Annotated in this window: 9 protein-coding genes; 3 read left to right on the top strand and 6 right to left on the bottom strand. The window is 75.8% G+C overall.

Annotated features, from left to right (window positions below; translation table 11 throughout):
- Window positions 1–123, bottom strand: a 123-nt coding sequence (locus tag AB0472_RS28935) for a phosphopantetheine-binding protein (protein WP_366360745.1), incomplete at its 3' end; no start/stop codon positions are given.
- The gene (locus tag AB0472_RS28940; protein ID WP_366360747.1) at window positions 120–2,276 is read right to left on the bottom strand and encodes a SpoIIE family protein phosphatase; all 2,157 of its coding nucleotides are present in this window, start codon (window positions 2,274–2,276) and stop codon (window positions 120–122) included. The genes AB0472_RS28935 and AB0472_RS28940, both read right to left, overlap by 4 nt.
- Before the next feature lie 346 nt (window positions 2,277–2,622).
- Here AB0472_RS28940 and AB0472_RS28945 point away from each other — a divergent pair, with 346 nt between their 5' ends.
- A complete protein-coding gene (locus AB0472_RS28945) occupies window positions 2,623–3,231 on the top strand; it encodes a response regulator transcription factor (protein WP_366360517.1) in 609 nt (202 codons plus the stop codon).
- Here AB0472_RS28945 and AB0472_RS28950 read toward each other — a convergent pair.
- From AB0472_RS28950 to lanKC, 4 genes are all read right to left on the bottom strand, one after another.
- Window positions 3,208–4,890 (bottom strand): ABC transporter ATP-binding protein, encoded by a 1,683-nt coding sequence (locus AB0472_RS28950; RefSeq protein WP_366360519.1) that lies wholly within the window; start codon window positions 4,888–4,890, stop codon window positions 3,208–3,210. The two genes, AB0472_RS28945 and AB0472_RS28950, sit on opposite strands and share 24 nt — an antisense overlap.
- On the bottom strand, window positions 4,887–6,593 hold the full coding sequence (locus tag AB0472_RS28955) for an ABC transporter ATP-binding protein (protein WP_366360521.1): 1,707 nt from the start codon (window positions 6,591–6,593) through the stop codon (window positions 4,887–4,889). Before AB0472_RS28955 ends, AB0472_RS28950 begins: the two co-directional genes overlap by 4 nt.
- Before the next feature lie 85 nt (window positions 6,594–6,678).
- Window positions 6,679–6,795, bottom strand: a complete 117-nt coding sequence (locus AB0472_RS28960) for a SapB/AmfS family lanthipeptide (RefSeq protein ID WP_093506696.1) — start codon at window positions 6,793–6,795, stop codon at window positions 6,679–6,681.
- A gap of 58 nt (window positions 6,796–6,853) precedes the next feature.
- The gene (gene lanKC, locus AB0472_RS28965; protein WP_366360524.1) at window positions 6,854–9,445 is read right to left on the bottom strand and encodes a class III lanthionine synthetase LanKC; all 2,592 of its coding nucleotides are present in this window, start codon (window positions 9,443–9,445) and stop codon (window positions 6,854–6,856) included.
- A 197-nt stretch (window positions 9,446–9,642) separates the two neighbouring features.
- Between lanKC and AB0472_RS28970 the strand changes: the two genes are divergently transcribed.
- Window positions 9,643–12,090, top strand: a complete 2,448-nt coding sequence (locus tag AB0472_RS28970; protein ID WP_366360526.1) for a SpoIIE family protein phosphatase — start codon at window positions 9,643–9,645, stop codon at window positions 12,088–12,090.
- 52 nt (window positions 12,091–12,142) lie between these two features.
- The gene (locus AB0472_RS28975) at window positions 12,143–12,418 is read left to right on the top strand and encodes a hypothetical protein (RefSeq protein WP_366360528.1); all 276 of its coding nucleotides are present in this window, start codon (window positions 12,143–12,145) and stop codon (window positions 12,416–12,418) included.
- Window positions 12,419–12,539 lie beyond the last annotated feature (121 nt).

Below are 12,539 nucleotides of genomic sequence, written 5' to 3' on the forward strand. Positions count from 1 at the left end.
CCGGGCAGCCAGCAGTGAGTGGCCGCCCGCGTCGAAGAAGTTCTGGTCGGCCCCCACCCGGTCGTCACCGAGCACCTCGGCGAAGGCTCCGCGACCGGACCGGGCACCGTCGGCGCGGGTCAGCCGTCGGCCTCGGCCCGCAGCAACAGCACCGCGACATCATCGACACGCTCCTGCGCCGCCGCACTGTGCCGCACGAGCGTGTCGGCGAGCCGGTCCAGGGGCTGGTCGCCGTTCTCCGAGAGCAGTTCCCCCAGACCGACCAGGGCGTCCTCGATGTCCACGCCGGGGGATTCCACCAGCCCGTCGGTGTACAGGGCGAGCACCGAGCCCGGCGCGAGCGACACCTCGGTCGTCGGGTACGTCGCCTCCGAGTCGATGCCGAGCAACGGGCCGCCGGCCAGGTCGAGGACCCGTACCCGCCCGTCCGGACGCCTCAGCAGCGGCGGCGGATGTCCCGCCCGGGCCATCACCGCGCGCCCCCGCTCCGGGTCCAGCCGCAGGTACAGACAGCTCGCGAAGAGTTCGGCGCCGGAGTCGATCAGCAGCCGGTTGGTGCTGCACATCACCTCCTCCGGCGCCTGCCCGACGCTCGTGAAGGCCCGTACGCCGGTACGGATCTGGCCCATCAGCCCGGCCGCCGTCACGTTGTGGCCCTGCACGTCCCCGATCACCGCCGCGGCCAGCGGCCGGGTGGGCACCAGGTCGTAGAAGTCGCCGCCGATCTCCATGCCGTGCATGGCCGGCAGATAGCGCGCCGCCGCCTCGATACCGGGCGGCGGAACCAGCGAGCGCGGCAGCAGGGCCGCCTGCAGACCGTGCGCCAGCTGGTTCTTCGCGTCGTAGAGCAGGGCCCGCTCCAGCGCCTGGGCGATCAGCCCGCCCAGGCTGGTGAGGACGGCACGCTCGTCGGCCGGGAAGACGTGCGGCTCGGCGTAGGCGAGGACACAGGTGCCCACCGGGCGGCCCGACGCGATCAACGGCAGATACGCCCAGGCGGCGAACCCGTCCGCGGTGTCGTGCCGGTCCGGGTACAGCCGATCCAGCTGCTCCCTCGACTCGAAGAACGCCGGCACTCCGGTGTTCAGGACATGGGTGCCGGGCGTGCGCTCGGCCAGTGGGAGGCCGTCGAAGCGCTCCACGGTCCGCGGATCCTCGTACCCGCGGTGCCCCAGCATGTGCAGCCGTCCGCCCCGCGGGCCGAGGATCACCACGGCCTGGCTGCCGACGGACGGGGCGACCTCGTCCGCCACCAGCTGCACCACGTCCTGCACGCCGACGGCCTCGGTCAGCGCCCCGGCCAGGCTCAGCACCTGCGAGATGCTGACCAGCCGGTGGGCCGGCGCCGCGTCCGCGCGCGGTATCGCCCCCACCATCTCGGCGACCGCCCGCGCCCGGCTGATCCGGGTGGTCAGCCCGGTCGTGCTCGGATACATCCGGAACGACAGCCAGTCGCCGGGCGGCCGCAGCGCCACGAACGACGTCACGTGCTGGCTGAGCAGCGCCGCCCGGTAGCGGTCCTCGTACATCGGGTCGTTCAGCCACGGCACCGACACCCACGGCTGGGTGCCCAGCAGATCGTCGACGTGCACACCGAGCAGTTCGGCCGCCGCCCCGTTGGCGAAGGCGACCCGGCCGTGCAGATCGAGCGAGGCGAGCCCGTACGGCAGCCGTCCCACCATCCGCGCCGCCTCGACCGGGCCCAGCGTGCCCGCCACCCCCGACGGGGGCGCCGCCAGCAGATCCGGTTCGGTGCGCAGCGGACGGTTCTGCCGGGCGACCCGCTCCAGCCGCACCGCCAGCCGGTCGCACGCCGCGGTCAGCGACTCCCGTTCCCGGTCGGACAGCACCGTCGGATGGGCCCCGGGCCAGGTCACGTACACCGCCCCGTACACGGTGTCCGGCGTCGCCACGGGGAGTGCGGCCAGCGCGAACGCGTACGGGAGGACCACCGCGATGCGGGGGTACCGGCGGGCCATGTCCTCCTCGCCGCCCACCCACACCAGCCGCCGGTCGCGCGCCGCCTCCGCGACCGGGATCGGCGCGCTCAGCCCGACCCGCGCCCAGGGCGCCGCGAAGGCCCGGGGCAGCCCCGCCGTCACCGACATCTCCAGGACCGGCTCGTCGGCCGCGAGCAGGTAGACCGCGCCGGAGTGCGCCTGGACCTCCTCCATCATGGCGGCCAGGGCCAGCGACAGCAGCGGCCTGCCGGAACGGCTGCCGTCGGCCGCCGGCACCTCGGCGCCGGGCTCCGTTCCGGCCGGAGGCGCCCCCATCCCGTCGGACACGCCCGACCACCTCCTCGTCCGGCCGCGCGTCGCGTCCTCGGGATCAAGGCTCCCTCGTCGCGGCGACCGGCGCACGGCGAGAGGCGCGTGGGCCCCGGTATCGGGCGGGCCGGGGTACCCCCCCCGCACCGGGTGGGCCCGGGTTACCCCGTTCGCCCCGGCACATTCCCCCGCAGCCGAAGCGCGGGCCCGGGTACGAGCGCCGGGCGTGCGCCCCCGCGCACCCTGATGGCCGGATCTTCGCGCCCAGGAAGGGTGGACGGTGCCAACAATGGGGCACGCGTTCCACACCTTGAACGGAAGAACCGACGTATGTCTGGCTGAGGGGGCGGCGGTGGTCCGGGTACTTCTGGTGCACGACGTGTGTCTGGTGAGATCGGTCCTGGCGGAGTGGTTGGAGCGGGAACCGGGGCTGAGCGTGGACGACACGCCGTGGCACGGTGCGCGGGGGCGGGTCCGGGCGGTGCGGCCGGACGTGTGCGCGGCGGACCTCGACAGCTCCGGCACCCACGGTGTGCCACCGCTGGCCGACCTGCGCCCGGCGGAGCCCGGTGCGCCCGCGCCGCGGCTCGTGGTGCTTGCCGGTGCGAACAGGCCGGGGCTGCTGAAGCGGGCGGCCGAGGCGGGGGCGCTCGGCTATGTCGACAAGGCGAACGCGCCGGATCGGCTGGTGCAGGCGATCCGGCGGGCCGCCGAGGGGGAACGTTTCGTCGACGACTCGCTGGGCTTCGGTTTCCTGAGGGCGGCCGAGATCCCGCTCACCCGACGGGAGCTGAGCGTGCTGGAGTTGGCGGCCGGCGGGGCGTCCATCGCGGAGATCGCCGGCAGTCTGCACCTGTCCCACGGGACCGTCCGCAACTACATGGCGGCGATCACCCGCAAGACCGGGGCCCGCAACCGCGTCGACGCGATCCGGATCTCACAGGGCGAGGGGTGGCTGTGACCCGGCGGCCCCGCCGGGCGCCACCAGCTCCCGGTAGAGGGCGCAGGTGCGCAGCAGCTCCTCGTGGGTGCCGTGGGCCGTGCGGGAGCCGTCCATCACCAGGATCCGCCGGGCGCGGCGGGCCGAGTCGATCCGGTGCGCGACGACCACCAGGGTGCCGCCGGGCCGGGTGGCGAAGGCCCTCTCGGCACGGGCCTCGGCCGCCGCGTCGAGATGGCAGGTCGCCTCGTCCAGGAGGGCGAGCGGGGCGGGGGAGAGGTAGGCACGGGTGAGCGCGACCAGCTGCCGTTCACCCGCCGACAGCGCCGCCGGCCGCACCGGTGCGTCCGGACCGCCCAGCCGGTCGAGCAGCGGCGTGAGCCCGACCGCCTCGGCCGCGGCCAGCAGCTCGGGAACCGGGACGGGGTCGGGGCGCAGCAGCCCCAGGTTCTCGGCGAGGCTGGCCGTGCAGACGTACGCCTCCTGCGGGATCAGCACTCGCAGCGTGGCCGCCCGCGCCCCCGGTGCGGGACGGCCGTACACCCGGACCGCGCCGTGCTCCGGGTCCAGCAGCCCGGCGGCCACCGCGGTCAGCGTCGACTTGCCGATCCCGCTCGGGCCCACCACCGCGAGGTGACCGCCGCACGGGACGACGAGGTCGAGTCCGTCCAGGACGGGGGTGCTCGCCGGGCCGTAGGCGAAGGTGACGGCGGAGAAGGAGAGGGCCGGGGCGCCGGCGACCCCCTCCGCGGCCGGCGCCGGGGGCGGCCCGGGATCCGGGGGCGGGCGGAGCCTGCGCAGGACGACCGTGAGGCGGGCCCCGCCGGTGCCCAGACCGTGCACCAGGTTCTGCAGCGCGGGCAGCAGGGACTGCGTCACGTAGGCGAGCGCGCCGACCAGGGCTCCCGCGGTCACGCCGTGGGTGAGCAGCCAGGGCCCGGCGGCGAGCAGCAGCACCGGGGGCAGCTGGCCGCCGACCGCGAGCGCCGCCACCCGCAGGACGCTCCAGCGGGCCAGTGCGCGGGCGGCCCGGAACTCGGCGTCCACCCGCCGCCCGGTCTGCGCGGCGACCTGTTCCTCGGCCCCCGCCGCGGTGACGTCCCGCAACGCCGGGCCCACCGCGCCCAGTTCCGCCGCGAGCGCCTCGTCGGCGGCCAGGAAGGCCTCCTGACGACGGGCCAGTGGGCGCAGTGTCGCCGCGAACAGGGCCAGCCCGGCCAGCAGCGGGGGCAGCACCACGAGCAGCAGGGGCGTCGCGAGCGCGCACAGCCCGGTGAGCGCGCCGACGGCCGTGAACACGAACGACCGGGACACCAGCACCAGCCCGGCGAGGGTGTCCCGGGCGATCTCCGCCTGCTGGGTCAGCCCGGACAGCGCTCCCGGATCGCCCTCCCGCACCCCGCGCGCGACCACCCCCGCCACCAGGCGGTCCCGCACCGGCTCCACGAGGTCGGCGACCACCCCGTACACCCGCCTGGTCCCGTACGCCCCCGCCACCACCGCGGCCGCGGCCGCGGCGAGCCACCACAGCCCGGTCCGCGCGTCCCCGGCCAGGAACCCGGCGTCGAGGGCACGGGCCAGGGCGTAGCCGAGCAGAAAGGTCTGCCCGGCCTCCAGCAGCGACCAGCACACCAGGCGCACCCCGACGGTCCGGCCCACCCGGAGCAGCGGAGCGGTCACCGGGCCGCACCCTCGGCCGCGCGCGCCCCGAACACCGCCCGGTACTCCGGGTCCCGCCACAGTTCCGCATGGGTTCCCACCGCCCGCACCCGGCCGCCGTCCAGCCAGGCCACCGCGTCCGCCTTGGCCGCGGTCGACGGGCGGTGCGCGACGATCAGCCGGGTCGGTCCCGGGCCGGGCGCCAGCAGGGCCGCGGTGACGCGGTGTTCGGTGACGGTGTCCAGGCTGGACAGGGCGTCGTCGAGGATCAGCAGCCGGCCGGGGTGTGCGAACGCGCGGGCCAGCCCGAGGCGCTGCGACTCGCCGCCGGAGCGGGGGGCGTCGGTGAGCCGGGTCGCCCAGCCGCCGGGCAGGCGGCGGATGTACGTGTCCGCCTGCGCCCTGGCGGCGGCGGAGCGGATCTCGGCGGCGGAGGGGGTGGTGAGGCCGAAGGCGATGGTGTCCGCGACACTCCGGCCGAGGAGGGCGGGGCGGGCGAAGGCACAGGTGACGGCCCGGCGCAGCGCGTCGTGGCACAGCGCGGGCAGCGGGACGCCGTCCAGCAGGACCTCCCCGGCGTCCGGATCGGCCAGCCGGCCCGCCAGTTCGGCCAGCAGGGACTTGCCGGTGCCCGACCGGCCGACGACGGCCAGGGCGGTGCCGCCGGGGACGGCCAGGTCGACCCCGTCCAGTACCGTGCGGTCACCCCGGCGGGCGGTGACCGCGCGCAGCTCCAGGCGGCCGGGGCCCGGGGGCAGCGGGCGGCTGCCGTGGGCCGGCGCGGGAAGGGCCAGCACCTCGCCGAGGCGGCTCGCGGACGAGCGCGCCCGGGCAGTGGCGGCGAGCTGTCCGACCAGCACGCCGACGCCCGTCGCGAGGACGGCGTAGCGGGCGGCGGCGAGCACCTCGCCGACCGAGATCCGATGCCGGGCGAGCAGCAGACCCGCCACCGCCACGACCGTGAGCTGGAGCAGCGGGCCCACGGTGACCGCCTGGGCGGCGGCCCGGCCCTGCACCCGCCACATGCGGTGTCCGGCGCGGCCGAGAGCGGGCAGCGGGCGCAGCACGCGCTCCGCCTCCCGGGCCTGGAGACCGGCGGCCACGATCGTCCGGTGGCCGCCGACCGCCTCCGCCAGCGCGGTCGCGATCCGGCCCTGCTCCCGCTGGTACGCGGCGACGCACACCGAGGTGTCCCGGGTGAACGCCCGCAGCAGCAGCGCGAGTACCGGCGCCCCGGCCAGGAACACGGCCGCGAGCCACGGGTCGACGAGACCGAGCGCGACCACCCCGCCGACCGGACCGGCGAGGGCCGCGAGGAGGGCGGCGAGGGCGGCGGGCCCGGTTCCGGCCTGCGCGGCGTTCCCGACCAGCCGGGCGACCAGGTCCCCGGCGCCGAACCGGGCCGCCGCGCGCGGGCCCAGCGCCAGCACGTGCCCGGTGACCCGCTTGCGCAGCCCGGCCGTGGCCCGCGCGTCGACGGTCCCGGCCAGCACGCTCGCGCAGCCGTCCAGCAGGGCCAGCAGCAGCACCAGGCCGGCGGCCCTGGCCACCCACGCGGTCGCCGGTGCGCCCGCCAGCAGCAGGTCCAGGGCGTGGCCCAGCACCGCGGGCAGCAGCAGCCCCGCGGCCGTGGCCGCCGAACCCACCAGGCACAGGGCGGCGCAGCGCGTCCCCGCGTGACGCAGGGCGGTGCGCATCGGATCGCGGTGCGCGGGTCGGGTCATCGCGGCACCCCTCGTATCGGCGAAGGCCCCGGACGGGCCCCCTCCCGAAGGAGGGCGCCGCCCGGAGCCGGTCTCGTGGTGCAGGTCAGAGACAGAGCAGGACGCTCGCCGCCGAGACGCACGACAGCAGGCTCACCGTGCTGGCGCCGCCGCCGTCGTGACCTTCCTCGGACTCCATCGTCTGCAGGTCGAGCAGTGCCATAGCGTGTCCTTTCCGGGGACCGAGCGGCCCCCCGGGTGTTGTCGGGGACGGGGTTGTGTCACGACCGCGCCGAAGCGCGCAGCCGCGTTCTGGGGGCCGCCGGTGGCGGCGGGAGGAACGGCAGGTGGGCGGCGCGGCCGCCGTCGAGGGCGGCCGTGAGCGCCAGCAGGCACCCGGCGGTTCCGGTGGCGAGGTCCATGGAGAGCCGCATCATCTGGTGGCCGGGGAAGGCGAGCCGGCCCTGGTAGGCCATCGCCAGCCAGCCGAGCCCGTCGACCTGCGCGGCGAGCCGGTCCGGATCGGCACCGGTCCGGGCGAGGTGCAGGATCATGCCCGCGCGGCCCTGGAAGAGGCCCGGCTGGGCGTAGAAACGTGCGGTGGCGGCGGTGCGGATCGCGGCCCGCGCGCGCTCGAGGTCGCCGGTCGCGTCGGCCCCGTGGGCGAGCCAGTCGTCGAGCACCATGCCGATCCCCACGCTGCCGTCGCCGAGGTAGGGCAGCGTGCGCCACCCCTCGTCGACCTCCAGGCCCCCGCCCTTCTGCAGCGCGCAGCCGTCCAGGTCCCGGCGCAGCGCCCGGCCGGCCGCCGCCAGCAGGTCGGCGTCGCCGGTCCGCTCGTGGCGCCGCAGCAGGAACAGCGCGGGCCCGGTCGCACCGCGCAGCAGCCCGGCGCGCCGCCGGGGCGTGTCCGGGAGCGGTTCGGCGAGCCGTCGCAGGAGGATCTCCGCGACCTCGGCGGCGCGGGCGCGCAGCTCCGACTCACCGGTCGTGTCGGCGAGGGAGTCCAGCACCAGGCCCAGACCGGCCAGGCCGCCGTGCAGGTCGGAGGAGAGGCTGCGCCAGTTCTCCCGCAGGACGCCGTCCACGAGGTCCAGGGCGCGCTGCCGGTGGCCGAGCAGGTCCAGGACGTGGGCGACACCCGCCAGACCGTCGTACAGGCCCAGCGGGGTGCCGGGCGGCGGGGGCGCGGTGTGGTCGAGCAGCCAGCGCTCGCCCTCCTCGTACCGGCCGGCGCCCGCCCGGTCCAGGGCGTACAGCACCCCGGCCGCGCCGTGCGCGAGGCCGAGCCCGCCGCCGTCCCCGAACTGGGCGATGTCACCGGGGAAGAGCCGGTCGTCACGCCCGGGCGTCGCGGAGGCGAGGATCGCCTTGGCCATCGAGTCCCGGCTGTGCGGCCAGTCCGCCGGTGCGACCGGACGCGCGGCCGGGGCGCCCCGGGTGATCTCCGCGACCGCCTCGTCCAGGAACTCCCGCGGTACGTCCGGGAACTGACCGGCGATCACGTCCGCGAGATGCGCCGCCTTGCCGCGGTCCACGACGAACAGTGAAGTCACGGGCAGGAACAGGGCGAGCCGCAGACAGGCCAGCGCATACCGGTCCACCTCGGCGCCCCTGCGGTCCGGCGGGGCGAAGAAGCCCGGATGGGCGACCACCTGGCGGCCGTTCTCGTCCACCGGGGCGGCCGCCTCGAAGTCGACGAGGAACACCGACTCCTCGTCGGGCCCGACCATGACGTTGAAGACGTGCAGGTCGTTGAAGACGATGCCGCGCGCGTGCACCGCCGCCACGGCCTCCGCCACCTTCCGGTGGATGCGCAGCGCCCAGGCCGTGTAGTCGCGCACCGCCGCGGGATCCGGGTCCGCGGTGAGCAGCGGATGCCGTTCGGCGAAGAAGGCGTTGAGCGGGCGGCCCTCCAGGAGGTCCGTCACCAGGAACCGGTGCCCGCCCAGCGTGAACCAGTCCCGGACCTCGGGCACCACCCCGGTGCCGGCCACCGCCTCGAGAGCCGTTTTCTCCCGGCCCAGCCGGGCGACGGCGTCGGCGCCGTCGGCCGCGAGACCCGCGTGCGGCCGCCCCTCCTTGAGCACCACCCGCCGTCCGTCCCGGGTGTCGGTCCCGGCGTACACCCCGCCGCCGTTGGAGAAGTGCAGCGCCTTCTCGATCCGGTACGGCAGCTCGCCCACCGTCGTGGCCTCCCGCGCCGCCAGCTGCGGCCGCAGGAAGTCGGGCAGCGTCACCCACTCCGGCACCTGGAAGGCCGGCGTCCGCCGGTCCGGCACCGCCCGGCCCGCTCCGTCCCGCACCGCCGTCACCAGTGCGCCGCGCTCGTCGACGACGTAGGTGCGCGCGAACGCGCCGTAGCGGACGTACAGCGGCCCGTCGTTCCAGCGCAGGTCGGTCAGGATGTACGGCCCCTCGAAGCCCTCCAGGAGCGCGCCCAGTTCGCGCAGCACCTCCTGCAGCCGGTCCTCGTCGGGCGGGTACACCGTGACGAACTTCCCACTGGTGTCGCGGCCCGCGTACTTCGCGTTGCGCAGGTGCAGCAGATGCGGACCCGGGACGAACTTGAACGGGATGCGGCGCGGTACGCAGTAGTCCCACACGATCGCCGCGATCCGCTCCGCGTTCGCCCGGGTGGCCGAAGAGTGGATCTTCCAGCCCTGGGCCGGCGAGGGCTGAGGCGCGCCGTCCGCGCCGAGCGGGGTCATGGTCAGCCAGTCCCCGGAGCGCGCCGCCCGCCAGTCCTCGGGCACCGCGCGCCGCGCCGCGGCGAACAGCCGTTCCGTCCGCGGTCCGGTGCTCCCGAGCCGGTCCGGCGTGTCGTAGAAGTGCCGGTCGGCCAGCGCGTACACCTCGTACCGTCCGTCCATCCGCCTCCCCCTCCGTGGGCCGGCCCCGACACTTCCAGGCGTCACACGGTCGCGGACAGTCACGTCTGTCACGAGAAGGCCGTGCGGAACGCACGGGTCAAGACATGTTCGGTGGGTTTCGAGCAGGCCGGCTCCCCGTCCTCCACGGAACGGTCACAGGGGCTGCGCAGACGCCTCATAAGCGCTGTAATGGCGGCGTGGTCAGTGAGGGTGCTGCGATACGCCCAACGAGAACGGATCGCGCCGAAATCGCCCTCGAAACGCTCACTGGCGGTCCCGGCGCACCCGATCGGCTCCGTCGCGTGCTCGAACAGGCGCTGGTGTTCGCGGGCGCGGCCTTCGCCGGGGTGTACACACCCGGGGACGACGGGACCGTGCTGCGCCTCGCCGAGTCGGCGGGCCTGCCCCGCACGCTGTACGGGCTGCGCGACGCCTATCCGGCGATCGGACGGTCCGCGGCGGCGGAGGCGTACGGCACCGGACGGTCCGTCTGGCTCGGCCCCGACGAACTGGCCGGCTGCCCCGAGGCGCGGCGGACCCCGTCCCAGGAGTTCTGGCTGGCCGCCCTGCCGTTGCCCGCCGGCGCCGGGCTCCTCGTCGCCGTCAGCGAGCGCGACGACGGGTTCGGCCCCGAGGACCGCGCCTGCCTGGGCCTGGTGGCCCGGACGATCGTCCTGCCCGCCCCGCTCCCCATGGCCACGGACACCGGCGAACTGCCCGCCGACGCCTTCAGCCTCGCCATGGACACCGGCCGGATCGCGGTCGGCGAGGGCATCCTCGACCTCTTCCGGATGGGCCGCGACGAGTTCGACGGCAAGGTCGAGACGTTGCTGGGCCGCACCCTCCCCGAGGACCTGCCCGCCCTGATGTCCGTCGTCGAGGCCGACCACATGTCCATCGGCGACCGCGAGCTGGAGTTCCGGATCCTGCAGCCCTCGGGCCCGCCCAAGTGGGTGCGGCTGCGCGGCCGGCTGGTGCCCGGCGGCGAGGGGCACCCGGCCCGGCTGGCCGGCACCGTCGCGGACGCGTCCACGCTCCGCTCGGACGTCACCGACGTGACCCGGGTGCAGCAGCTCGCCGCCGCCCTGGCCACCGCCCGCACGGTCAAGGACGTCGGCCGGGCCGTCGTCCACGCGCTGCGCGGGCCGCTCAAGGCCGACCGGATCGCCCTGGCCGAACTGGAGAACGAGCGCCTGGTCGTCACCGTCCTCGACCCGCCCGAGGCCGAGTCCTGGCCGGAGCTGTGGCGCAGCGAGTGGCGCAGCGAGTGGCCCGACGCCCCGGTGCGGTCCATGCCCACCCTCGCCGCCGCCCTGCGCGAGGGCCGCGCGCAGATCTGGCCCGCCCGGGCCGCCCTGGAACCCGCCCTCGCCGAGGTCGGTCCCGGCGGCCTCGCCGTCCTTCCGCTGCCCGCCGGCGGCCGGATGGCCGGCGCCTGCCTGATCGGCTGGGACGCCCCGCACGACTTCGGCCCCGACGAACGCGCCCTGCTCACCGCCTCCGCCGGCCTGGCGGGCGAGGCCCTGATGCGCGCGCACGCCTTCGACGCCGAGCACGAACTCGTCGGGATGCTGCAGCGCGCCCTGCTGCCGCGCCGGCTGCCCCGGCTGCCCGGCGCCGAGGCCGTCGCCCGCTACCTGCCCACCACCGAGGGCGGCCTGGAGGTCGGCGGCGACTGGTACGACGTGATCCCGCTGACCGACAACCACGTCGCCCTGGTCATCGGCGACGTCCAGGGCCACAACGCGAGCGCCGCCGCCCTCATGGGGCAGATGCGCACCGCGCTGCGCGCCTACGCCGCCGAGGGGCACACCCCCGACGTGGTCGTCTCGCACGCCAACCGGCTGCTCCTGGACATGGAGAGCGACCTCTTCGCCACCTGCTGCTACGTCGACGTCGACATGGAGGACGGCACCGCCTGGTGCGTGCGCGCCGGACACCTGCCCCCCGTCCTGCGCCAGCCGGACGGCACCACGCGGATCGCCGAGACCGAGGGCGGCCCGCCGCTCGGCGTGCTCGACCGGGCCGAGTTCCCGATGACCCAGCTCAGCCTGCGCCCCGGCACCGTGCTCGCGCTCACCACCGACGGCCTGGTCGAGTCCCCCGACGCCGACATCGACGAGGGCATGGAGCGCTTCGCCCGCGACCTCGCCGGCTCCGACCCGGCCCACCTCGGCCTGGTCGCCGACGCGCTGCTCGGCAGCGCCCACCACGCCGACGACGTCGCCCTGCTGCTCATGCGCTACGACGGCATGGCCGTCCGCCCGCTGCGGGAGAGCTGGACGGTGTGGCGGGTCCCCGAGGCGGCCCGGCACGCCCGCCGCTTCAGCAGGCGTACCCTGCGCTCCTGGGGCGTGACCGACGCGGCCATGGACACGGCCCTGCTGACCGTCTCCGAACTGGTCACCAACGCCCTGATCCACACCGACGGGCCCGTCCGGCTCGACCTGACCCTGGTCGACCACCGACTGCGCATCGCCGTCGCCGACGCCTCGCCGCGCAGCCCGGTGAAACCCACCAACATCGGCTGGGAGGCCACCGGCGGGCGCGGCATCCTCCTGGTGGAGGCGGTGTCCACCGCCTGGGGGACCGTGCCGGCCAGCGGCGGCAAGCAGGTCTGGGCGGATCTCGTCCTGACGGACTGACCCCCGCGCTCTCGACAGGCGGCGCGGCCCGACTCTCCTTAGTGTCCTTGACGTGGCACACACCTTCGAAGAACTCGTGGCGAAGCACCGCGCGGCCGACGCGGCCCACGACAAGGTCCTGGAACTGCGGGACACCTACGGGCCACCGGCCCGGCAGCAGCCGGGCGGCGCCCAGTCGGAGACCTACGAGACCGCCCTGCGCGCCTGGCGTGACCTCGCCCGGGACGAGCTGACCGCGGTGAACGAGTACGCCCGCGACGAGGGCCGGTCCAGGGCCGAGATCGAGGCCGAGGTGGAGCGCGCGGCGGCCTGGCCGGAAGGTTCCTGACCTGCAGAAAAAACCGCCGGGATGCCGTTCCGGGGCACCTGGTGGTCACATCACGTCCGCGCCGAGGCCATACTGTCGTAACCAGTCAGGAAAACAGAAGAACGTCTCAACCAGATGTTCA

The organism is Streptomyces sp. NPDC086777, assembly GCF_040702065.1.
Taxonomy (GTDB): Bacteria; Actinomycetota; Actinomycetes; order Streptomycetales; family Streptomycetaceae; genus Streptomyces.

What these genes read in the sequence shown, in the direction of transcription:
- AB0472_RS28960 (WP_093506696.1), bottom strand. Translation starts at nt 6,795, where the DNA reads ATGGCACTGCTCGACCTGCAGACGATGGAGTCCGAGGAAGGTCACGAC.
- AB0472_RS28940 (WP_366360747.1), bottom strand. Translation starts at nt 2,276, where the DNA reads ATGGGGGCGCCTCCGGCCGGAACGGAGCCCGGCGCCGAGGTGCCGGCG.
- lanKC (WP_366360524.1), bottom strand. Translation starts at nt 9,445, where the DNA reads ATGGACGGACGGTACGAGGTGTACGCGCTGGCCGACCGGCACTTCTAC.
- AB0472_RS28955 (WP_366360521.1), bottom strand. Translation starts at nt 6,593, where the DNA reads ATGACCCGACCCGCGCACCGCGATCCGATGCGCACCGCCCTGCGTCAC.